This is a genomic window from Streptomyces sp. 6-11-2 (assembly GCF_006540305.1).
Lineage (GTDB): Bacteria > Actinomycetota > Actinomycetes > Streptomycetales > Streptomycetaceae > Streptomyces.
On record NZ_BJOR01000001.1, the window covers coordinates 4175967 to 4198247 of the forward strand.

General features: G+C 73.0%; 14 protein-coding genes. 10 read left to right on the top strand and 4 right to left on the bottom strand.

All coding sequences use genetic code 11. From position 1 onward, the window contains the following. The first annotated feature begins 5 nt into the window (after window positions 1-5). Complete coding sequence (locus TNCT6_RS18365; RefSeq protein WP_141360392.1) at window positions 6-2837, top strand: SUKH-4 family immunity protein; 2832 nt, start codon at window positions 6-8, stop codon at window positions 2835-2837. Window positions 2838-3013: 176 nt separating this feature from the next. Then, window positions 3014-3901 carry a cellulose-binding protein gene (locus TNCT6_RS18370; RefSeq protein ID WP_141360393.1) on the top strand — a complete coding sequence of 296 codons (888 nt, stop codon included), beginning with the start codon at window positions 3014-3016 and terminating at the stop codon, window positions 3899-3901. Window positions 3902-3991: 90 nt separating this feature from the next. Here the strand turns inward: TNCT6_RS18370 and TNCT6_RS18375 are convergent, their stop codons facing one another. Then, window positions 3992-5485 carry an MFS transporter gene (locus tag TNCT6_RS18375; protein ID WP_253266151.1) on the bottom strand — a complete coding sequence of 498 codons (1494 nt, stop codon included), beginning with the start codon at window positions 5483-5485 and terminating at the stop codon, window positions 3992-3994. Window positions 5486-5944: 459 nt separating this feature from the next. Between TNCT6_RS18375 and TNCT6_RS18380 the strand changes: the two genes are divergently transcribed. The 4 genes from TNCT6_RS18380 (at window position 5945) to TNCT6_RS18395 (ending at window position 13972) form a co-directional block, all read left to right on the top strand. Beyond that, entirely contained in the window at window positions 5945-6733 is a 789-nt protein-coding gene (locus TNCT6_RS18380; RefSeq protein WP_141360394.1) for an ABC transporter ATP-binding protein, read from the top strand. Beyond that, window positions 6730-9309 carry an ABC transporter permease gene (locus tag TNCT6_RS18385; protein ID WP_141360395.1) on the top strand — a complete coding sequence of 860 codons (2580 nt, stop codon included), beginning with the start codon at window positions 6730-6732 and terminating at the stop codon, window positions 9307-9309. Before TNCT6_RS18380 ends, TNCT6_RS18385 begins: the two co-directional genes overlap by 4 nt. Window positions 9310-9549: 240 nt before the next feature. After that, window positions 9550-13092: a transcription-repair coupling factor gene (mfd, locus tag TNCT6_RS18390; RefSeq protein ID WP_141360396.1), complete on the top strand. Its 3543-nt coding sequence runs from the start codon at window positions 9550-9552 to the stop codon at window positions 13090-13092. A gap of 163 nt (window positions 13093-13255) precedes the next feature. Next, complete coding sequence (locus TNCT6_RS18395; protein WP_141360397.1) at window positions 13256-13972, top strand: HNH endonuclease family protein; 717 nt, start codon at window positions 13256-13258, stop codon at window positions 13970-13972. A gap of 155 nt (window positions 13973-14127) precedes the next feature. On the opposite strand, the gene TNCT6_RS18400 is transcribed toward TNCT6_RS18395, so the two are convergent. Both TNCT6_RS18400 and TNCT6_RS18405 read right to left on the bottom strand, forming a co-directional pair. Then, a complete protein-coding gene (locus TNCT6_RS18400) occupies window positions 14128-14910 on the bottom strand; it encodes a hypothetical protein (protein ID WP_141360398.1) in 783 nt (260 codons plus the stop codon). 290 nt (window positions 14911-15200) lie between these two features. Then, the gene (locus TNCT6_RS18405; RefSeq protein WP_141360399.1) at window positions 15201-15668 is read right to left on the bottom strand and encodes a hypothetical protein; all 468 of its coding nucleotides are present in this window, start codon (window positions 15666-15668) and stop codon (window positions 15201-15203) included. 190 nt (window positions 15669-15858) lie between these two features. On the opposite strand from TNCT6_RS18405, the gene TNCT6_RS18410 reads away from it, so the two are divergent. The 3 genes from TNCT6_RS18410 to TNCT6_RS18420 all read left to right on the top strand — a co-directional run bounded on the left by TNCT6_RS18410 (window position 15859) and on the right by TNCT6_RS18420 (window position 20619). Beyond that, window positions 15859-18072, top strand: a complete 2214-nt coding sequence (locus TNCT6_RS18410; protein ID WP_141360400.1) for an N-6 DNA methylase — start codon at window positions 15859-15861, stop codon at window positions 18070-18072. Between the two features lie 229 nt (window positions 18073-18301). Then, window positions 18302-19078 carry a hypothetical protein gene (locus TNCT6_RS18415; RefSeq protein ID WP_253266152.1) on the top strand — a complete coding sequence of 259 codons (777 nt, stop codon included), beginning with the start codon at window positions 18302-18304 and terminating at the stop codon, window positions 19076-19078. Continuing rightward, window positions 19075-20619 carry a serine/threonine-protein kinase gene (locus tag TNCT6_RS18420; RefSeq protein WP_301184394.1) on the top strand — a complete coding sequence of 515 codons (1545 nt, stop codon included), beginning with the start codon at window positions 19075-19077 and terminating at the stop codon, window positions 20617-20619. Before TNCT6_RS18415 ends, TNCT6_RS18420 begins: the two co-directional genes overlap by 4 nt. Window positions 20620-20702: 83 nt before the next feature. Here TNCT6_RS18420 and TNCT6_RS18425 read toward each other — a convergent pair whose 3' ends face one another. After that, window positions 20703-21086, bottom strand: a complete 384-nt coding sequence (locus TNCT6_RS18425) for a hypothetical protein (protein ID WP_141366569.1) — start codon at window positions 21084-21086, stop codon at window positions 20703-20705. A gap of 301 nt (window positions 21087-21387) precedes the next feature. Here TNCT6_RS18425 and TNCT6_RS18430 point away from each other — a divergent pair, with 301 nt between their 5' ends. Then, the gene (locus TNCT6_RS18430; protein ID WP_141360401.1) at window positions 21388-22215 is read left to right on the top strand and encodes a glycoside hydrolase domain-containing protein; all 828 of its coding nucleotides are present in this window, start codon (window positions 21388-21390) and stop codon (window positions 22213-22215) included. Window positions 22216-22281: the final 66 nt, after the last annotated feature.

A 22281-nucleotide genomic window follows, 5' to 3' on the forward strand; every position in this document is an offset into this window, starting at 1 on the left:
GAGCGATGGTGACGTTCGCGCAGGCGCAGGAGCGCGCCGAGGAGTGGATCAACGGGGATGTGCCCGCGTACCAGCACCGCGAGGTGCGGGTACGGGAGTTCGAGCTGGGCTTCGTGGTGTGGGCCGAGGACCGTGAGGGCGGCCCGCGCCTGGACGGGGGCGCGCAGCGGCTGGTGATCGCCCGGGACAGCGGGGAGGCCACGCTGTGGCCCGCGCTGCCGGTGGGCGAGGTGGTCCGCCGGTACGAGGAGGAGTACGGCCGGGTCGAGCCGGCCGCCGGCGCGGCCCCTGCGCCCCCGGCGCGGGTGGACCTGAATCAGACGTCCTTCCTGCTGAGCCCGCCGGAGTGGCTCCAGGAGGCGGCGGACCGGATGGGCATTCCGGACCGGCGCGGCGCATCGGGCACGGGGGGCGGCGCGGCCGCCGCCGCGTCGGCGGAGGCGGCCGGGAGTGGTTCGCTTCCTCAGACGCAGGCCGGGGTGCCGCTGGGCGCGCCCGCGGGTGCGGGTGCGCCGGGTGCGCCGGCCGGGGCGACCCCGTGGGCGGGTACGGACACCAACGCCGACACCGGGGACGACCGTTCCGTACCGCTGCCGGCGACCGTGTTCGCGCCGCCGCTGAGCGGTTCCGACGACGACACCCCGCCGCCCGCCGCCCCGCCGGACGCCAAGACGGCGCTGATGGCGGGCGGCAGCGCGCTCCCGCGCACGACGTTCGCACCGGCGGTCGACGAGTCCAACGGGCCGGTCCCGCCGGGTACTTCGCCCGCCCCGGGCGCGGGGTACGGGTTTCCGCAGGGGCCGGGTGGGCCGGGTGGTCCCGCGGCTCCGGGTACGCCTCCGCCGCCGTCCGGGCCGGTGGGGGATGCCGGGTACGGGTATCCGCAGGGGCCGGGTGGGCCGGGTGGTCCCGGGGCTCCGGGTACGCCTCCGCCGCCGTCCGGGCCGGTGGGGGATGCCGGGTACGGGTATCCGCACGGGCCGGGTGGGCCGGGTGGCCCCGCGGCTCCCGGTACGCCGCCTCCGCCGCCGGTCCCGGGTGCGCAGGCGCCGGGCGGTGCCGGTCACGGGCGGCCGCTCGCGTCCAACGCCGGTGACATCGCCGACGCCGCGACCAGCAAGGCGGCGCCTCCGCCGCGCCGTGGGGGCGGTTCGACCACGCCTCCGCCGCCGGGTGCTCCGGGCACGCCGGGCGTGCGGCCCGGTGGTCCGTCCACACCTCCCCCTTCGGGCGCCGCAGGCGGTTACGTGCCGACCCAGATGGTGTCGTCGCTCGGCCCCGACGGGCCCGAGGGCCTCACCGGTCCGGGCACGCCCGGCGGTACGCCCCCGGGCGGCGTCCACCACGCGGCCACGATGTTCGCCGACCCCGGCCAGAGCGGTGGAGGCACCCCGCCCCCGTCGGCTCCGCCCGGTGCTCCGGGAGTTCCGGGTGCGCCCAAGCCGCCTGGTGCCTCCGGCGCGTCGCAGCCGCCGACACCCCCTGCTGGGCCGGGCGTTCCTGGCGCCCCCGGTGTGCCTCCGGGTGCCCCGGGCATGTCCGGGGCTCCGGGAGCCGTGCACCACGCGGAGACGATGCTGGCCGCGCCCCCCTCGGGCGGTCCCCACACGCCTCCGCCGCCCCCGGGCGCGCCCGGCGCCCCGGGCGGCCCTGGGATGCCTGGCATGCCTCCGGGCAGCCCGCCGCCCATGGCCCCGGGTACCCCGCCGCCCATGCCCCCGGGCGCGGTGCCGCCGCCGGGCGCGCCGCCCATGCCCGGTCAGGTGATGCCCGGTCAGCCGCTTGTCCCTGGTCAGGCGATGCCCGGTCAGCCGCCCGTTCCGGGGCAGCATTCTCCGGCCTACGGCTACCCCCAGCAGGGGCAGCCGACCGTCGGGCCCGGCTACCAGGCCGTGTTGCGCTACCGCGCGCACGACGGTTCCGAGCAGCAGCTGATCCGGCGCTCCGCGCCCGGCACGCCGCACCCGGAGTGGCAGATCTTCCACGAACTGCGGGCCATGAACGTGCCGCCGGACCGGGTCCTGGAGCTGCACACGGAGCTGGAGTCCTGCGAGCTGCCGGGCGCGTACTGCGCGCGGATGATCCGTGAGCAGTGGCCGCAGGCCCGCATCGCGTCCATCGCCCCGTACGGCACCGACCACGCGAGCCGCCAGCAGGGCATGCAGCAACTGCTCGCTCACCAGGGTGAGTTGCACCAGGTGGCGGACGGTCCGGCCCGTCCCGGACCGGTCCGCGCGCCGCTGCCGCCGGTGCAGCCGGTACCGCCGATCCCCCCGGAGGGGATCGCGCAGGAGCTCGCCGCGGCGTTCGGGCCGGGTGTCTTCCGGTTCGAGCAGGCGGCGGTCTCCCGGCAGGGCGTACCGCCGGTCGTGGCGCACACGCTGGTGGTGGCGGGTCTGCCCATGGACATGGGCCCGTTCTTCTGGGCGCAGGCCCAGCCGGGCCGCCCGGTGCCGACGCTGGCGGAGCTGGCGGCCGAGCGCGGGGTGCAGCCGGCGTCGGACGCGGGTTCCTACCTCGTCATGGGCAGCGACTTCGGCAAGGCGATCTGCGTGCAGTACGGCACGGCGAACATCGTGGCGGTGCCCGTGGAGGCGGGGCCGGGTGGTGCGCCCGTGGCGCCGCAGTTCGTGAACACCGGTCTGCCGGAGTTCGCGCGCTGCCTGGCGCTGCTCGGCCGGATGTGGCGGCTGCGGTTCGGCCTGAACCAGGAGCAGGCGGGCCGCTGGACCGTCGACTTCCAGGCGCAGTTGGCCGCGCTCGACCCGGCGGCGCTCGGTTCGCCCGAGAGCTGGTGGTCGGTGCTGCTGGAGCAGATGTGGGACGGACTGCTGTGAGCAGGTGAGCGTGTGAGCGTTCGGACCAAGGGGCCGGGCCCGGTCGTGTGACCGGGCCCGGCCCTTTTGTGTTCGAGGCCGGCTGCCGGTCGCGCCCGGAGTGTCGCGTTATGAACATTTCCTCCCAATCCCTCAAGATGTGCGCGAAATCACCGCCGGCGGGAGAGGGGTCCAGGATGGGCAGCGCACCGATGTCGCTCCACGGCTTCGTGGTCGTACGGGGACGCGGCTACCGCCCCGATCAGGTGAAGGCCTTCGCGGACTCCCTCTCCGGCGACCGGGACGCCGCCTGGGAGCGAGCCGCGCGGCTGACCGTCCTGGCCAGGAACATGGAGGAGGAACTCGAGGCCCTGCGGGAGAGGGTCGCGCGACTCGGCGAGCAGACCTACGAGTCGCTGGGCGAGGGCGCCCGGCGACTGTACGAGCTGGGCCTTGAGGAGGCGCGGAGGGTCCGGGAGGGGGCGCGGCAGGAGGCGGACGAACTGCTGGAGACGGCGCGGACACACGCGGAGGATGTGCTCCAGGACGCGCGGGCGCACGCCGACGCCGTACGCGCCGAGGCGGACGAACGGGCCCGGCAGCGGCTGCTCGGGGCACGTGCGGAGGCCGACGACATCCGGATCTCCGTGCGGCGCGAGGCGAAGGAGTCCCGCGGCGAGGCGCTGGCGGCGCTGCGGGAGATGCGGCAGCGCACGTCCGGGATGCTCACCGAGCAGTCCCGCGAACAGGCGGACGCCCTGGTCGACGCGGAACAGGAGGTGACGGAGCGCCAGGTCGCGCTGGAGGTGGACCACACCGAGCGGGTCGCGGCCGCCGAGACGGCGCTGTCCGAGGCGGAGCAGGCCCTTGCCGACGCGTGGGAGGTGGCGCGGCGGGAACCGGAGGAGGCACGCGAGCGGGCGGCGGGGCTGCTGGCCGAGGCGCGGCTGCGCGCGGACCGGATCGCCCACGAGACCGACCGGGTCCTGCGGGAGCACGGCGAGGTGTGGGACGCCGTACGGGCCCAGATGGACACCGTGCGGGACAGCATCACGGCGCTGAAGGAAGGAGCGTGGGCCGACTAGTGCCTCTCGTTTGGATCACGACGACAACACCGCTGGGGGTACCCCGGCCTGATCCGTACGAAAGACCCTGGCGCCCCGCGGGCGGCCGCCTCATTCCTTCAGTACCGGGAAGCGGCGCGGCGCCAGTACCAGCAGCACCGTGAACGCCAGTACCGCCGCGCACCCCGCTCCCACGTACACCGCGTGGACCGCGTCCGCGATGGCCCGGCGTGTGGCCTCCGGCGCCGTGCCCGAACTCAGCGCCCGCGTCACCGAGTCCAGGTCGCTCGCGCCGCCGAGGCGGGTGGCCAGCACCCCGTTGGCGACCGCGCCGAAGACGGACGCGCCGAGTGTCTGGCCGGTCTGGCGGCAGAAGAGGATGGAAGCGGTGGCGGTGCCCCGCTCCGACCACCCCACCGTCGACTGGACGCCCACGATGAGGGGGAGCTGGAACAGGCCGAGGGCCGCGCCCAGCACCAGCATCAGCGCGGCGGGCTGCCAGGCCGCGCCGGGGTAGGGCAGGAAGGGGAAGGCGAACAGGGTCAGCGCCGCCGCGCCGATGCCGAGCATGGCGGTGTTGCGGAAGCCGATCCGCCGGTAGACGTGCTGACTGAGCGCGGCCGCCACCGGCCAGCTCAGCGTCCAGACCGACAGGACGAAACCGGCGGCCACCGGCGCCAGGCCGAGCACCGACTGGGCGTACGTGGGCAGGAAGACCGTCGGGGCGACCATCAGCAGCCCCAGCGCGCCCAGGGCGAGATTCACCGCGGCGATCGTACGGCGGCGCCACACCCAGCCCGGGAGGATCGGCTCCGCCGCTCGCCGTTCGATCACCACCACCGCGGCGGCCAGCGCCAGCCCCGTACCGAACAGGGCGAGCGACGGCGCCGACAGCCACGGCCACGCCACCCCGCCCTGCACCACCGCGGTGAGCAGGGCGCCCGCGCACGCGAACACCGCCAGCGCGCCCGCCCAGTCGACGCGCGGGCGCGACCGCGGCTCCCGCTCGGGCTCGCGCAGGTGGCGGACGATGAGCCACAGGGCGACGGCGCCGATCGGAAGGTTGACCAGGAAGATCCAGCGCCAGTCGGCGTAGGCGGCCAAGACGCCGCCCAGGGCCGGTCCGGCGATCGCCGACACCGCCCACACCGTGGAGAGCTTCGCCTGGATCTTCGGACGCTGCTCCAGCGGGTACAGGTCGGCGGCGAGTGTCTGGATCGTGCCCTGCAACGCCCCGCCGCCCAGGCCCTGGACGACGCGGAAGGCGATCAGCGCGCCCATGTTCCAGGCGCCGGCGCACAGCAGGGAGCCGACGAGGAAGACGACCGCGCCCGCGACGAGCACCGGCTTGCGGCCGAAGGTGTCGGACAGCTTGCCGTAGACGGGCAGAGTCACCGTCACGGCCAGCAGATAGCCCGAGAACAGCCACGAGAACACCGAGAAGCCACCCAGGTCCCCGACGATCTGCGGCACGGCCGTCGACACGATCGTCGAGTCGAGGGCGGCCAGCGCCATGGCCAGCATGAGCGCGGCGACGACCGCGCCCCGCCGGTCGGTCGCGCCGGGTCGAGCGGCCTGCCGTGTCGTGGGTTCGGTGCTGCCCACCCCGGATCCTTTCCCCCTGCATCCATCTGCCTCGGACAGCTTCCCACTTGACCTTCACGTAGCGGGAGGGCGGAGGCTGAGGAGGCCGGGAGGCGGAGGCGACCCTGAGAACGTGTCCACCCACGGGGGGAGACCCCCTAGGGGAAGCTCCGTACCCGGGGTCGGGGAGGGTTCGTACCGACGGAGGACGAGCGGGGACGGGGGCGGTCCTTAACCTGGCTTTACGCCGCGGGGGGCGGTGCGCCGGAGCGGCGGGGGTGGGGTTTACCCCCGGAGAAGACTGCGCTGAGCACCAGCGCGCCGGACACCCCCCGTCGACCAGACTCGACGGCGTACCGCAGCGCACTACGTACACGCACCGACTCGTTCCATCGAACGCGGCTCACCACCGCGATTCACCAGCAGACGCCACTCGCCACCAGACGCGTTTCACCAGCAGACCGACATAGGAGACTTGACGTGACAACGGCTGTGACCATTCCCAGGCACGGGGGTACTGGAGGGACTACGGCCGTCGCCGCGCGGGCGCGGCAGGTCGTGAAGGCGTACGGGGCCGGGGAGACCCGTGTCGTCGCCCTCGACCACGTCGACGTGGACATCGCCCGCGGCCGGTTCACCGCGATCATGGGCCCCTCCGGCTCCGGCAAGTCCACGCTGATGCACTGCCTCGCCGGTCTCGACACCGTGACGAGCGGTCAGATCTTCCTGGACGAGACCGAGATCACCGGGCTGAAGGACAAGAAGCTCACACAGTTGCGCCGGGACCGGATCGGTTTCATCTTCCAGGCGTTCAACCTGCTGCCCACGCTGAACGCGCTCGAGAACATCACCCTGCCCATGGACATCGCCGGCCGCAAGCCGGACCGGAAGTGGCTGGAGCAGGTGGTGGAGACCGTCGGCCTCGCGGGACGGCTCAAGCACCGGCCCAACCAGCTCTCCGGCGGCCAGCAGCAGCGCGTCGCCGTGGCCCGGGCCCTGGCCGCCCGGCCCGAGATCATCTTCGGTGACGAGCCGACCGGCAACCTGGACTCCCGGGCGGGCGCCGAGGTGCTGGGTTTCCTGCGCCGGTCCGTGGACGAGCTGGGCCAGACGATCGTGATGGTCACGCACGACCCGGTGGCCGCCTCCTACGCCGACCGCGTGCTGTACCTCGCCGACGGCCGGATCGTCGACGAGATGAACCAGCCGACGGCCGATCAGGTCCTGGACCGCATGAAGGACTTCGACGCCCGGGGGCGTACGTCATGACCGTCCTGAAGACCTCCCTGCGCAACTTCTTCGCGCACAAGGGGCGCATGGCGCTGTCGGCCGTCGCCGTGCTGCTGTCGGTGGCCTTCGTGTGCGGCACGCTCGTGTTCACCGACACCATGAACACCACGTTCGACAAGCTGTTCCAGGCGACCGCCTCGGACGTGACGGTGAGCGCCAGGACCTCGTCCGACACCGGTGAGACCACCTCCCGCACCGGCAAGCCGCCGGTCATGCAGGCCTCCGTGCTCGGCGAGGTGCGCCGGGCCCAGGGCGTGCGGGCCGCCGAGGGGACGGTGTTCTCCACCTCGGTGACCGTCGTCGACGCCGACAAGGACAAGCTGTCGCCCAGCAGCGGCGCGCCCACCATCGTCGGCAACTGGAACGACAACGACTCCCGCACCATGAAGATCACCTCCGGTGCGGCGCCCAAGGGCCCGGACCAGGTGATGGTCGACGCCGACACCGCCGACAAGCACCACCTGAAGCTCGGCGACGAGATCGGTGTGATCACCGCGGTCGGCACCCACCGCGCGCACGTGTCGGGCATCGCCGCCTTCACCGTCACCAACCCCGGCGCGGCGATCTTCTACCTGGACACCAGGACCGCCCAGCAGACCCTGGTCGGCCGGACCGACGTGTACACGAACGTCAACGTGACGGCCGCCAAGGGCGTCACCGACGAGCAGCTGAAGAAGAACGTGGCCTCCGCGCTCGGCGCCGGCTACAAGGTGCAGACCGCCAAGGAGGTCGCCGACGCCAACCAGAAGGACATCGAGAGCTTCCTGAACGTGATGAAGTACGGGATGCTCGGCTTCGCCGGAATCGCCTTCCTGGTCGGCATCTTCCTGATCATCAACACCTTCTCGATGCTGGTCGCCCAGCGCACCCGCGAGATCGGCCTGATGCGCGCCATCGGCTCCTCCCGCCGTCAGGTCAACCGGTCCGTGCTGGTCGAGGCGCTGCTGCTGGGCGTGGTCGGCTCGGTGCTCGGTGTCGGGGCGGGCGTCGGCATCGCGGTCGGCCTGATGAAGCTCATGAGCCAGATGGGCATGCACCTGTCCACCGACGACCTCACGGTCGCCTGGACCACCCCCGTGATCGGTCTGGTCCTCGGCGTGGTCGTCACCGTCCTCGCCGCCTACCTGCCCGCCCGGCGGGCCGGCAAGGTCTCCCCGATGGCCGCCCTGCGCGACGCGGGGACCCCGGCCGACGGCAGGGCCGGGACCGTACGGGCCGTCGTCGGCCTGGTCCTCACCGGCGTCGGCGCCGCGAGCCTGTACGCCGCGGCCAACGCCGACAAGGCCACTCAGGGCTCGGCGTGGCTGGGCCTGGGTGTGGTGCTCACCCTGATCGGCCTCGTCGTCGTCGGCCCGCTGCTCGTGGGCGGCCTGGTCCGCGTGCTCAGCGTGGTCCTGCTGCGGATCTTCGGTCCGATCGGGCGGATGGCCGAGCGCAACGCGCTGCGCAACCCGCGCCGCACCGGCGCCACGGGTGCCGCGCTGATGATCGGCCTGGCCCTGGTGGCCTGCCTGTCGGTGGTCGGCTCCTCGATGGTCGCCTCCGCCACCGACCAGCTCGACAAGACCGTCGGCACGGACTTCATCATCCAGAGTGACAACGGCGAGGTCATCACCCCGCAGGCGGTGAAGGCCGTGAAGGATGCCCCGGGACTGGAGCGGGTCACCGAGTACAAGCTCGTGGACGTCTCCCTGACCACGCCGGACGGCCGTACCTCCAAGAACGAGATGATCAACGCGGCCGACCCGACGTACGCCCAGGACCTACGCACCAAGACGGTCGCCGGCACGCTCGACGACGCCTACGGTCCCGACTCGATGTCCGTCCCCGAGGGCTTCGCCAAGAAGCACGGCATCAAGCAGGGGTCCACGGTCGAGGTCGGTTTCAAGGGCGGCAGGACGGCCGAGCTCACGGTCCGCGCGATCACCAGCGACGACGGCCTGATCGACAATGGCGCGATGTACGTCTCGATCGCCACGGTCGGAAAGTACCTGCCCGCCGACCGGATGCCGCTCGACCTGCTGCTCTTCGCCACCGCCAAGGACGGTCAGGAGACCGCCGCGTACCAGGCGCTCAAGTCCGCGCTGCACGACTACCCGCAGTACACCGTGCGCGACCAGACCGACTACAAGGAGGAGCTGCAGAACCAGATCGGCCAGCTGCTCAACATGGTCTACGGCCTGCTCGCCCTGGCGATCATCGTCGCCGTCCTGGGTGTGGTGAACACCCTGGCGCTGTCGGTGGTCGAGCGGACGAGGGAGATCGGCCTGATGCGGGCGATCGGCCTCTCCCGCCGCCAGCTGCGCCGCATGATCCGCCTGGAGTCCGTGGTGATCGCCCTGTTCGGCGCGCTGCTGGGCCTGGGGCTTGGCATGGGCTGGGGCGCGACCGCCCAGAAGCTCCTCGCCCTGGAGGGCCTGAAGGTCCTGGAGATCCCCTGGGGCACGATCGCCGGAGTCTTCATCGGCTCGGCCTTCGTGGGCCTGTTCGCCGCCCTGATCCCGGCCTTCCGGGCGGGCCGGATGAACGTACTGAACGCGATCGCGACGGAGTAGCGAGCGCGACGCGACCCCTCCGTGGACGGGGGTCACGGTGGAGCCCGGTGCCGGGAAGTCAGGGGGACTTCCCGGCACCGGGCTTGTGCCGGAAGGGGCGGCGGGGGCGCGAACGGGGTTGTCCACAGCCCCCGCTGTCCGCCGGCCCGGCGGCGTACGCTGAAGGAACCCCCGGCCCGCCGCACGAGTCGGGATCTTCGCGCTGCCCACCCTCGGACGGATTCGGACGGAAAGCCCCCCATGAGCCTGCACGGTCTGCTCGACGTCGTCGTCAAGGACCCAGCCCTCGCGGAAGCGATCACCGCGGCGGCGGACGGCAACCGCATGCACGTCGACCTCGTCGGTCCCCCCGCCGCCCGCCCCTTCACCGTCGCCGCCCTGGCCCGTGAGGCCGCCCGTCCCGTGCTCGCGGTGACGGCGACCGGCCGCGAGGCCGAGGACCTGGTCGCGGCCCTGCGCTCGCTGCTGCCGGCGGAGAGCGTCGTGGAGTACCCCTCCTGGGAGACGCTGCCGCACGAGCGGCTCAGCCCGCGCAGCGACACCGTGGGCCGCCGCCTGGCCGTGCTGCGCCGCCTGGCCCACCCGAACCCCGGCGATCCGGAGACCGGCCCGGTCTCGGTCGTCGTCGCCCCCGTGCGCTCGGTGCTCCAGCCGCAGGTCAAGGGCCTGGGTGACCTGGTGCCGGTGTCCCTGCGAACGGGGCAGACCGCGGACCTGAACGCCGTGGTGGACGACCTCGCCGCCGCCGCGTACTCCCGCGTGGAGCTGGTGGAGAAGCGCGGCGAGTTCGCCGTGCGCGGCGGCATCCTCGACGTCTTCCCGCCCACCGAGGAACACCCCCTGCGCATCGAGTTCTGGGGCGACGACGTCGAGGAGATCCGGTACTTCAAGGTCGCCGACCAGCGCTCCCTGGAGGTAGCGGAGCACGGACTGTGGGCCCCGCCCTGCCGTGAGCTGCTGCTCACCGAGGACGTACGCGCGCGGGCACGTGCGCTCGCCGAGCGGCACCCCGAACTCGGCGAGCTGCTGGGCAAGATCGCCGAGGGTATCGCCGTGGAGGGCATGGAGTCCCTGGCGCCGGTCCTGGTCGACGACATGGAGCTGCTGCTCGACGTGTTGCCCAAGGGCGCCATGACCCTGGTGTGCGACCCGGAGCGGGTGCGCACGCGCGCGGCGGACCTGGTGGCGACCTCCCAGGAGTTCCTCCAGGCGTCCTGGGCGGCCTCGGCCGGCGGAGGCGAGGCGCCCATCGACCTCGGCGCGGCCTCCCTGTGGTCGATCGCGGACGTCCGGGACCGGGCGCGCGAGCTGGACATGATGTGGTGGTCGGTGTCGCCGTTCGCCGCGGACGAGACGGTGTACGACGGCGACGGGGACGCGCTCAAGCTGGGCATGCACGCGCCCGAGACGTACCGCGGGGACATCGCGAAGGCGCTCGCCGACACCAAGGGCTGGCTCGCGGACGGCTGGCGCGCGGTGTTCGTCACCGAGGGCCACGGCCCGGCCTCGCGCACCGTCGAGGTGCTGGGCGGGGAGGGCATCGCGGCCCGCCTCGACGTGGACCTCGGGCAGATCTCCCCGTCGGTCGTGCACGTGGCCTGCGGCGGCATCGACCACGGCTTCGTCGACGCCGCGCTGAAGCTGGCCGTGCTCACCGAGACCGACCTGACCGGCCAGAAGACGGCCGGCCGGGACGGCGCGCGGATGCCGGTGCGGCGGCGCAAGACCGTCGACCCGCTGACCCTGGAGACGGGCGACTACATCGTCCACGAGCAGCACGGCGTGGGCCGCTACATCGAGATGGTGCAGCGCACGGTGCAGGGCGCGACCCGCGAGTACCTGGTGGTGGAGTACGCCCCGGCCAAGCGCGGCCAGCCCGGCGACCGGCTGTACATCCCCACCGACCAGCTGGAGCAGATCACCAAGTACGTCGGCGGCGAGGCGCCCACGCTGCACCGGCTCGGCGGCGCCGACTGGACGAAGACCAAGGCGCGGGCGAAGAAGGCGGTCAAGGAGATCGCCGCCGACCTGATCAAGCTCTACAGCGCGCGGATGGCGGCGCCCGGGCACGCCTTCGGCACGGACACGCCGTGGCAGCGCGAGCTGGAGGACGCCTTCCCGTACGCGGAGACCCCGGACCAGCTGACCACCATCGCCGAGGTCAAGGAGGACATGGAGAAGTCGGTCCCGATGGACCGCCTGATCTGCGGCGACGTCGGCTACGGCAAGACGGAGATCGCGGTCCGCGCGGCCTTCAAGGCCGTCCAGGACGGCAAGCAGGTCGCGGTCCTGGTCCCGACGACGCTGCTGGTGCAGCAGCACTTCGGCACGTTCTCCGAGCGGTACGCGCAGTTCCCGGTGAGCGTCAGAGCGCTCTCCCGCTTCCAGACCGACACCGAGGCGAAGACGGTCGTGGAGGGCCTCGGGGACGGCGCGGTGGACATCGTCATCGGCACCCACCGCCTGTTCTCCTCGGAGACGAAGTTCAAGGACCTCGGCCTGGTCATCGTCGACGAGGAGCAGCGCTTCGGCGTCGAGCACAAGGAGCAGCTGAAGAAGCTCCGCGCGAACGTCGACGTCCTGACGATGTCGGCGACCCCGATCCCGCGCACGCTGGAGATGGCGGTGACCGGCATCAGGGAGATGTCGACGATCACCACGCCGCCCGAGGAGCGGCACCCGGTGCTGACGTTCGTCGGGCCGTACGAGGAGAAGCAGATCGGCGCGGCGATCCGCCGCGAACTGCTGCGCGAGGGCCAGGTCTTCTACATCCACAACCGGGTGGAGTCCATCGACCGCGCCGCGGCCCGGCTGCGGGAGATCGTCCCCGAGGCCCGCATCGCCACCGCCCACGGCCAGATGTCGGAAGCGGCCCTGGAGCAGGTCGTCGTCGACTTCTGGGAGAAGAAGTTCGACGTGCTGGTCTCGACGACGATCGTCGAGTCCGGCATCGACATCTCCAACGCCAACACCCTGATCGTGGAGCGCGGCGACAACTTCGGCCTGTCCCAGCTGCACCAGCTGCGCGGCCGGGTGGGCCGCGGCCGCGAGCGCGGGTACGCCTACTTCCTGTACCCGCCGGAGAAGCCGCTGACGGAGACGGCCCACGAGCGCCTGGCGACCATCGCGCAGCATACCGAGATGGGCGCCGGCATGTACGTGGCGATGAAGGACCTGGAGATCCGCGGCGCCGGAAACCTGCTGGGCGGCGAGCAGTCCGGGCACATCGCGGGCGTCGGCTTCGATCTGTACGTGCGGATGGTGGGCGAGGCGGTCGCGGACTACCGGCGGCAGTTGGAGACGGGGGAGATCGAGGAGGAGCCGCCGCTCGAGGTCAAGATCGAGCTGCCGGTCGACGCGCACGTCCCGCACGACTACGCGCCCGGCGAGCGGCTGCGCCTCCAGGCCTACCGGTCCATCGCCTCCGCGAACTCCGAGGAGGACATCAAGGCCGTCCGCGAGGAACTCACCGACCGCTACGGCAAGTTGCCCGAGCCGGTGGAGAACCTGCTGCTGGTGGCCGGGCTGCGCATGCTCGCCCGCGCCTGCGGTGTCGGTGAGATCGTCCTCCAGGGCAACAACATCCGCTTCGCTCCGGTGGATCTGCGCGAGTCGCAGGAGCTGCGCGTCAAGCGCCTCTACCCGGGCTCGGTGATCAAGCCGGCCGTCCATCAGGTCCTCGTGCCCCGTCCCAAGACCGCGAAGATCGGCGGCAAGCCGTTGGTCGGCCGTGAACTGCTGGGCTGGGTGGGGGAGTTCCTGGCGTCCATCCTGGGGTCGTAGCCGCGCGCCCTGAGGGTCGCGGAGGGTGCGCGGTCCGCGCGTTCGCCCCCCGTGACCCCAGTACCCCCCGTGTGGCCTGGGCATATTCCCCGCTACGGTGGGCACCAGGTGAAGGACGCCCGAACCAGGGGCGGGACCAGGCAGGTTAGGGGAGGGGCGCAGCGTGACGCGTCTGAGGGGCGGGGCGGTTGCGGCTGCCGTCGTGGCACTGTTCGTGACCGGATGCACGGAGCAGTTGGATGGCCGCGCGAGCGGACCGGAGCCGGTGAAGACCGGCGGCGAGGCGCTCGCCGCCGCCGAGTCACTGACCGTCAAGGGGCGGTCGCCGAAAACCGGTTACGTCCGGGAGAAGTTCGGCACCGCCTGGGCGGACACCGACTCCAACGGCTGCCCCACCCGCGACGACATTCTCAAACGGGACCTGAAGCAGGTGCGGTTCACCGACGGGGACTGCAAGGTGTCGTACGGCGTGCTGGAGCGGGACCCGTACTCCGACAAGGAGATCGTCTACCGGCGTGGGCGCAGCCAGGTCGACATCGACCATGTCGTCGCCCTCTCGGACGCCTGGCAGAAGGGCGCCGCGTACTGGGACGCGAGCAAGCGCATAGCGCTCGCCAACGACCCGCTCAACCTGATAGCCGTGGACGCGAGCGCCAACCGCTCCAAGGGCGACGGCGACGCGGCGACGTGGCTGCCGCCCGCCAAGTCCTACCGGTGCACGTACGTCGCCGCGCAGGTCGCGGTGAAGAAGAAGTACGAACTGTGGGTCACCGCGGCCGAGAAGACCGCGATGAAGAAGGTCCTGTCCACCTGCCCCGGCCAGAAGCTCCCCTCGGGCGGCAACCCGACGAAGGCACCGGAGCGGTTCCGGGCCCGCTGAGAAGCGGTCGGCGTCGCCGCGACGCGCCGTGACGTGATGCCCTGTGGCCGGGGAGGCGGGTGTTCCTCCCCGGCCGGGGCGGCGGTCCGTACCCGCTCCCCCCAGAGGGGTGAGGGACCGCCGGAGGGGTGGTCGGTCGCGACGCCGCTCGGGCGTCAGAGGCTGTCGAGGTCCAGGACGTCCTTGTCGGCGGGCGGCACCGCCGGGACCGGCTTGCCGTAGTCCGTGAAGGAGATGTCCTCCGGCTGCTTGGCCGTGGTGTTCTCGATCCGCAGCAGGTACGGCTTGCCCTCGGTGGCGACGTAGAGGGTGTAGCGGTCCTTGCCCTCGGCCTCGGTGAGGGTGAACGCCGGGGTGCCGTCGAGGGTCGTCGCCTCCCCCTTGCGGGCGGCCGAGCGGGTGTCGTCGAAGTCGGCGAGCAGCTTGTCGAGGTGGCAGAAGTCGGCCAGGTCCTTGGCGTCGTCGCTGTCGGCGCCGGTCTTCACCCAGCGGTCGGCGAGCATGTCCACCACACCGTCGGTCTCGGACTTGGACTGGCCCTTGCCCTCGGAGCGCAGGTACGCCTCGTCGAACTTCATGTAGACGGTGTCGTCGGTCCTGATGAGGCCGACCTCGCCCTCGCCGTACATGCCCAGGGTCCCGGCGCAGTGGCCCTCGCGGTCCAGGGCCAGGTCCAGTTCGATGGTGCCCTCGTCGTCGGGGACGCTGCCCTTCAGGGTGAGGGAGGTGGCGCTCCGGGTGGCCTTGAGCGCCCTGTCGACGATCTCCTGCCCGGACAGGTCGGCGAACGGGGCGCGTTCGGCCGTGGCGCCGGCGGAGCGGGGTGCCTTGCCCTTGGCGTCGCCGCCCGCCGTGTCCGGCTTCTCGGAGCCGCACGCGGTGAGCGCGAGCGAGGCGGCGACGGCGGTCAGGCAGAGAGCGGCGGCGGTGTGACGCATGGGTCCCCCCGAGGGTGGCGTGAGGTGGATGAGCTGCTGTCGCGCCGTGGTGACGGCACGGGCAGGGGGCGGCGGTGCGGCGGGGAGCACCGGGGGCCGGGGACCGGAGGCCCGGTGCGGTGCGGGGTGCGGGGTGCGAGGTCCCGGTGCGGTGCGGGGTGCGGCGTGCGAGGCCCCGGTGCGGTGCGGCACCGGGTGCGGGGGCCCCGGTGCGGTGCGGCACCGGGTGCGGGGGCCCCGGTGCTGGAGGGGAAGCAGGGGATGAGGGGCGCGGGCCCGGTCCGCCGGCCCTAGAAGTTGCCGTTGCCGAGCAGTTCGCCGTCGGCGTCGTAGACCGTGACGAGGCCGTTCTTGCTGTGCTTCCAGTCCGCGAAGGCGGAGGCGATCAGCTTGGCCGGACCCGTGCCCTTGCCCATCAGGCCGCCGGTGAAGTCGGTGTGGACGTCGACGCTGTCGAGGATGTCGTTCTGCTCGTCGGCGCCCTGGACCTTGGTGACGTGGGCGACGGCCTCCTTCTCCTTCGCGGTGCCGTTCTTGTTCACGAAGGCCTTGAACCGGTCCGCCTGGGAGGCCTTGGCGGCATCGGACTTCTTGTCCTTGGCGCCGCCCTTGCCGGAGGTGCCGCCGCTGGCCCCGTCGGCCGCCGCCGAGCTGGACGAGCCGCTCTTGGAGTCGCCGGTGTCGGCGCTGCACGACACCGCGCCGATGATCGCGAGACCGACGGCGGCACCCAGCGCGAGCTTCGTCTTCATGCCCATGAGAAATCCCTCCCGACGATGGCGGCCGCCGATCCGGCGGCCGCTCGTTCCGATGGGTCAATCAGAGCAGGCTTTGTGAACCGAGTCAACACGATGACTTCTGTTTCATGAGTTCACCTCGTGAAGGGGGCTTTCGGGCACCCTTGGGTATGCTCGACGCCACAGAGCCGTCACGAGGGGAGCCGCGCGGGTGCAGGACAACGCCACTGAGGTGACCGCCGCCGGAATCGCACGCCTCGCGGGGGTCGGCCGGGCCGCCGTCAGCAACTGGCGCCGCCGCCACGCCGACTTCCCCCGGCCCGTGGGCGGCACCGAGGCGAGCCCCGCCTTCGCGCTCGCCGAGGTCGAGGAATGGCTGCGCAAGCAGGGCAAACTCGCCGAGGTCCCGCTCCGTGAACGGGTCTGGCAGCAGCTTGCCGGACACCCCGCCGGCCCTGTCACGGCCCTGGTCCACGTGGGCTGCGCCCTGCTCCTGATCCGCGACCGGCCCACCGAATGGCTGAAGCTGAGCGGCCTGACCGACGCGCGCATGGCGGAACTGCTGCCCGCCAAGCTTGCCAAGGCCCTCACCCGGCGGTTCGGTTCACAGACCGCTGTGAACGCCGAGCGCGTCACCCCCGCCTCGGTCGACGCGAGCCACAGTTCACAGGCGGCTGTGAACACCGACGGCGCTCCCTCCGCCGCCGCACCCGGCTCCGGCCCGATGACGGCCTCCGCCGGCCACGCGGCCCTGACCCTGCCCGGCCCCGCCGAACTGGCCGCCTCCGTACCGCTGCTGCGGGGCGTCGGCGAACTCGCCGTCGAACTCGGCACCCGCCGTGCCTTCGAGTTCCTGCTCGGACGGCAACTCGACGCCAACCCACGTCAGTACACGCTCACTCCGGCCGGGCCCGCCGCCCTGATGGCCGAACTCGCCGGCCGGCCCCGTACGGTGCTCGACCCCGCCGCCGGCACCGGCGCCCTGCTCGGCGCGCTCGGCTCGCCGACCGCCGTGTACGCACAGGACGCCGCCCCCGACCTCGCCGCCCTCACCGCGCTGCGGCTCGCCCTGAGCACCGACGCCGAGGTGCACGCGCGCGTCGGCGACACCCTGCGCGCCGACGCCTTCCCCGGCCTCGCCGTGGACGCGGTGCTGTGCCATCCGCCGTTCAACGAACGCAACTGGGGCCACGACGAACTCGCCTACGACCCGCGCTGGGAATACGGCGTCCCCGCCCGCACCGAGTCCGAGCTGGCCTGGGTCCAGCACGCCCTCGCCCACCTGCGCGACGGCGGCACCGCCGTCCTGCTGATGCCGCCCGCCGCCGCGTCCCGCCGCTCCGGCCGCCGCATCCGTGCCGACCTGCTGCGCCGCGGAGCCCTGCGCGCCGTGATCGCGCTGCCCGCCGGATCGGCGCCCCCGTACAACATCCCGCTGCACCTGTGGGTGTTGCGCCGCCCCATCGCCGGAGCCCAGCCCTCGACACCCGAACTGCTGCTCGTGGACACGGCGGCCGCCGCCGACGGGCGCGCCCGCGGCGACTGGCAGGACGTGCGCTCCGCCGTCCTCGACGCCTGGCGGCCCTTCGACCGCACCGGCACGGCCGACGAGCAGCCGGGGCTCAGCCGTTGCGTACCGGTGATCGACCTCCTCGACGACGACGTCGACCTCGCCCCCGCCCGCCACCTGCCGCTCCCGGCCGACGGCGGAGCCGAGCGACTGGCCGACGTCGGCGCACGCCTGGGCGACACCCTGCGGCTCGCCGCCACCCTCGCCCCGCCGCCGCCCGTCACCGGGGCGCCACCGGCGCGCTGGCCGCTGACCAGCGTCGGCGAACTCGCCCGCGCGGGCGCCCTGGTCCTGCGCACCTCCGGCAGCTCCGGTCCTGCGGCGGCGTCACACCCCCGTACCCCGGCCGCCGGCCGGCCGGCCCGCGCGGGCGTCCCCGTCCTCACCGACCACGACGTCCTCGCCGCCGCCGCGCCGTCCGGGGTGCTGCCCGACGGGGAGCCGGCCGAGGACGTCGTGCTCACCGAAGCCGGCGACGTCGTCGTGCCCGTCCTCGGCGGGGGACGCGTGGCCCGCGTCGTCGACGAGCGCACCGCCGGGGCCGCGCTCGGCCGCAACCTCACCCTGCTGCGCCCCGACCCGGCCGCGCTCGACCCGTGGTTCCTCGCCGGATTCCTGCGCGGCACCGCCAACAACCGCCAGGCCAGCAGCTACGCGTCCACCGCGACCCGGCTCGACGTGCGCAGGCTCCAACTCCCCCGGATCCCGCTGGAGCAGCAGCGGACCTACGGCGAACGGTTCCGCGGACTGGCAGCCTTCGAGGACGCGCTGCGACTGGCCGGACACCTCGGCGAGCAACTCGTGCGGGGCATGTACGACGGCCTGACCGACGGGACGGTCCCGCCCGGCGGCTGACGGACCGGCGGCTGACGGACCGGCGGCCGGCCGGCCGAGCGGGCGGCGCGGCGGTGCGCGGCGGTGCGGCGGTGCGGCGGGAACGGGAGACGGCAACGGTTCGGTACATCCCAGGCCGGTTGTCCGGGCGGACCGATACCCTCGGAACACGCTCGGAACACCCTCGGTTCCGCACCGTACGCAACGTCCCCGCAGGCGCCCCGCCAGGGCCTCGGCACTAGGAGCAGTCATGCACGGCCCCGGCTACGCGCCGCCGCAGCCTCCGCGCCCCTCGACCGCACTGGTGGTCGGGCTCAGGGTGCTGTTCGTGGCCCTCTCGGTGCTGAGTCTCGGCTTCCTGGCCTGGGGCACCATGCTGCGCGTCGCCTGCATGACCCGGGCCCGGCGCGACTGGGTCCTGTTCGTCCTGTCGCTCGTCCTCCTGTTCGTGGGGTGCGTGTTCGTCGGCGTCGACGGGACCGGCGAGGAGGGCGACCCGCAGACCTGGCGCAGCGATGTCGGTGTCGGGCTGCTCCTGCTCTCCGCGTTCGGCAGCGTCGGCTACTTCCTGTACCGGGACCTCCGTCACCAGGAGGCCCCCCTGGCCGGCCGGGTCGCACCCAGTGCCACGGCCGCCACCGTCGTGTACGGCTACCCGCCGTCCCCCGCCCCGCAGAGCTACGGTCCGCCGCCCGCCCCGTACGGCGGGACGCGGCCCGCGTCCTACTCCCCGCCGCAGCCGGGCCCTTACTCCCCGCCGCGGCCCGCCTCCTTCCCACCCGCGCCGAACCCGGCGCCCGCGCCCGCTCCCAACGCGCTGCCCCAGCAGCCGCAGCGTCCCGCGCCCGCCCGGATCGATCAGGTCCGCGCCGAACTGGACGAGTTGAGCGACTTCCTGCGCGGCCAGGACAACGGTCCCGGCCAGGGCGGGCAGTCCGGCCGGGGTGGGCAGACCGGACCGGGCGGAGCCCCGGGCACCGGGGACGCCGGGTTCACCACGAGCTGGGGCGCGGGAGACGGCCGGTGACCGCACGCGTCGTCGCCGGACGCTACGAACTGTCCACGCTCATCGGACAAGGCGGCATGGGCCAGGTCTGGACGGCCTACGACCAGAGGCTCGACCGCCGGGTCGCCGTCAAGCTGCTGCGCCCCGACAAGGTCGCGGGACCCCACAGCCAGGACGCCGCCGAACTGCGCCGCCGCTTCGTCCGCGAGTGCCGCGTCACCGCGCAGGTCGACCACCCCGGCCTGGTCACCGTGCACGACGCGGGCAGCGAGGACGAGAACCTCTACCTCGTCATGCAGTACGTCGCCGGCGCCGACCTCGCCGACCACCTCGCCGAACACGAGCCGTACCCCTGGCAGTGGGCGGTCGCCGTCGGTGCCCAGCTGTGCGCCGTGCTGTCCGCCGTGCACGCCGTACCCATCGTCCACCGGGACCTCAAACCGCGGAACGTGATGGTGAAGCCGGACGGCACCGTCACCGTCCTCGACCTCGGCGTCGCCTCCGTCCTCAACGCCGAGACCACCCGCCTCACCCGCACCGGCTCACCCATCGGCAGCCCCGCCTACATGGCACCCGAACAGGCCATGGGCGGCGCCGTCGGCCCGTACACCGACCTGTACGCACTCGGCGTGGTGCTGCACGAACTCCTCAGCGGGGACGTCCCGTTCGCAGCCTCCACCGCGGTCGGCGTGCTGCACCGCCACCTCTACGAGCCGCCGGTGCCCGTGCGCCGGCTGCGCCCCGAGATCCCCGACGCCCTCGAATCCCTCGTGCTGCGGCTGCTCGCCAAGGACCCCCAGCACCGCCCGGCCAGTGCCCAGGCGGTGTACGAGGACCTGCTGCCGCTGCTGCCCCCGCGCGGGCCGCACACCGGCGGCCCCCTCGATCCCACCCGCCCCTTCCTGCGCCCGCACGCCCCCTGGCCCGACCGCGCCGTCACCCCCGCGCCGCGCCCCGAACCGTCCACCACCAGGACCGGCGGCCACCACGATGTCGCCACCGCCGTCGACGAGGTCAAGCGGCTGCTCGGCGAGGGCCGCATCACCCAGGCCGTCGACATCCTCGGCGCGATCCTCCCGGCCGCCGCCGCCCAACACGGCGAGCACTCACCGGTGGTGCGCACCCTGCGCAAGCAGTACGCGGCCACGCTGATGGACGACGGCCAGTACCGGCGCGCCCTGCCCGAGCTGCGGCGCCTCGCCGACGAACGGGCCACCGAGGCGGGCGCCGCCGACCCGCAGTCCCTCCGGTTCCGCTACGACGCGGCGCAGTGCCTCGAACAGCTCGGCGAGCCGGCCGCGGCGCTCACCGAGTACCGGGCCCTGCTGCCCTACTTCGAGAACCGGTTCGCGGAGAATCCGTACACGGCCGCCGACCCCGACCTGCCCTTCGAGATCCGCCGCCGCATCGGGCACCTGCTGCTCGCCCTCGGCGACCGGACCGCCGCCCACGACACCCTGCTGCGCCTGCTGCACGACGCGGAACGCCGGCACGGACCCGTGCATCCCTTCCCGGCCGAGATCCAGCGCACCCTGCAGTGGCTGGGTCAGGTGCACGGCTGACCGGTGCGGTTCGGCGCGCGTACGGGGCCGGGGTTCGACGCCCCCGTACGGGGGCGCGGTTCAACGCCCGTACCGGGTGCGCTTCAGCGCCCGTAGGGGTAGCCGTACGTGCCCTGCGGCACCGTCGGCGAGGAAGGGGCCGCCCCGTACCCGGCCGCTGCCACCGCTTGCGGCATCCGCCGGTCGAACACGGCGAACAGCAGCATCCCCGTCGCCGCCATCAGGCACAGGATGATCACGATGCCCAGCACCGCGGCGGCGTCGCTGTCGTCGGGCACGACGGACAGTCCCGGCATCACGGTGCACTCGTACAGGACGAACGAGGCGAAGGCGCCCCAGTCCGACCCGCGTCCGCGGCGGATCGCCACGTACAGGAACGGCACCCACACCAGCATGCCCAGCGAGCCCCAGACCAGGACGGACCAGGCGATCCGCTGGAACCAGCCGCCCTCCAGCCGCTTGTCCATCTCCACCCCCAAGCGCTCCGCCGCTCGGGGGCGGAGTCGTCGCAGGGCAAGATTAGGCCACGGCGGGGGGTACGGAGGCCGCTTGTGGACGACGGGCCGGGCGGCGGGAGGCCTGACCGGCGAACCGTGTGCCGCCCGAGCAGGCCGAACCGTCGCATCACAGGTAACACGCGTGTTTTTGCTGCGCCTTGAGTGATTCTTGTGCGCTGCGAGGCGGTCACTTGTCAGGCCGGAGACATTCCGTCGGTTAATGTGCCTCAGCACACGCGCGACCGGCACGTGCACGACAACAGGGGTGGGGATGGCCGAGCACCGGCAGTCGAAGAAGCGCAGGTACATCACGTGGGCGGCGGCCGGAGCCGTCGTCGTCGCCGGCGCCGGGATCGCGGCCCAGACCTCCATGGCGGCCACCGCCTGGCCCGCCCAGAAGACCTTCACCGGCCGTGCCTTCGACACCTGCTCGGCACCCTCGCTGAGCGCCATGAAGGCCTGGAACACCGGCTACTACGGCGCCGCGGCCGTCTACATCGGCGGCAAGAACCGCGGCTGCGCCCAGCCCAACCTGACCGCCTCCTGGGTGAAGTCGGTCAGCTCCATGGGCTGGAAGCTCATCCCGCTGTACGTCGGCGCCCAGCCGCCCTGCCAGAAGAGCGCCAACCCCGAGCGGCTCACCGCCGCCACGGCCGCCTCCCTCGGCACCAGCGACGCCAAGGACGCGGTGGCCAAGTCGGCGGCGCTCGGCATCAAGGCGGGCAGCCCGGTCTACCTCGACATGGAGCCGTACGACATCACCGACAAGGCGTGCAACGACGCCGTGCTCACCTACGTCCGCGCCTTCGACAAGGTGCTGCGCGACAAGACCTACCGCGCCGGCTACTACGGCTTCACCAGCTCCAGCGCCAAGGCCATCGCCACCGCGACCAACAAGACCGACCTGCCGGGCAACCTCTGGTACGCCCTCTGGGACGGCAAGGAGACCACGACCACCGACTGGCCCTGGGGCTCCAACCAGTTCACCGACCACAGCCGCGCCCACCAGTACATGGTCAACAGCAAGGAGACGCGCGGCGGCGTCACCATCACCGTCGACCGCGACTGGTGGGACGCTCCGGTCGCCATCACCGGCTGAGAAGCCGCCGGGCGCGGACGCGGCCCGACGGCTTGCCCGCCATGTCGGGCCTCCCCTTGTGCGACG

What these genes read in the sequence shown, in the direction of transcription:
- TNCT6_RS18365 (WP_141360392.1), top strand. Translation starts at nt 6, where the DNA reads ATGGTGACGTTCGCGCAGGCGCAGGAGCGCGCCGAGGAGTGGATCAAC.
- TNCT6_RS18385 (WP_141360395.1), top strand. Translation starts at nt 6,730, where the DNA reads ATGACCGTCCTGAAGACCTCCCTGCGCAACTTCTTCGCGCACAAGGGG.
- TNCT6_RS18425 (WP_141366569.1), bottom strand. Translation starts at nt 21,086, where the DNA reads ATGGACAAGCGGCTGGAGGGCGGCTGGTTCCAGCGGATCGCCTGGTCC.
- TNCT6_RS18405 (WP_141360399.1), bottom strand. Translation starts at nt 15,668, where the DNA reads ATGGGCATGAAGACGAAGCTCGCGCTGGGTGCCGCCGTCGGTCTCGCG.
- TNCT6_RS18415 (WP_253266152.1), top strand. Translation starts at nt 18,302, where the DNA reads ATGCACGGCCCCGGCTACGCGCCGCCGCAGCCTCCGCGCCCCTCGACC.
- TNCT6_RS18370 (WP_141360393.1), top strand. Translation starts at nt 3,014, where the DNA reads ATGGGCAGCGCACCGATGTCGCTCCACGGCTTCGTGGTCGTACGGGGA.
- mfd (WP_141360396.1), top strand. Translation starts at nt 9,550, where the DNA reads ATGAGCCTGCACGGTCTGCTCGACGTCGTCGTCAAGGACCCAGCCCTC.
- TNCT6_RS18430 (WP_141360401.1), top strand. Translation starts at nt 21,388, where the DNA reads ATGGCCGAGCACCGGCAGTCGAAGAAGCGCAGGTACATCACGTGGGCG.
- TNCT6_RS18400 (WP_141360398.1), bottom strand. Translation starts at nt 14,910, where the DNA reads ATGCGTCACACCGCCGCCGCTCTCTGCCTGACCGCCGTCGCCGCCTCG.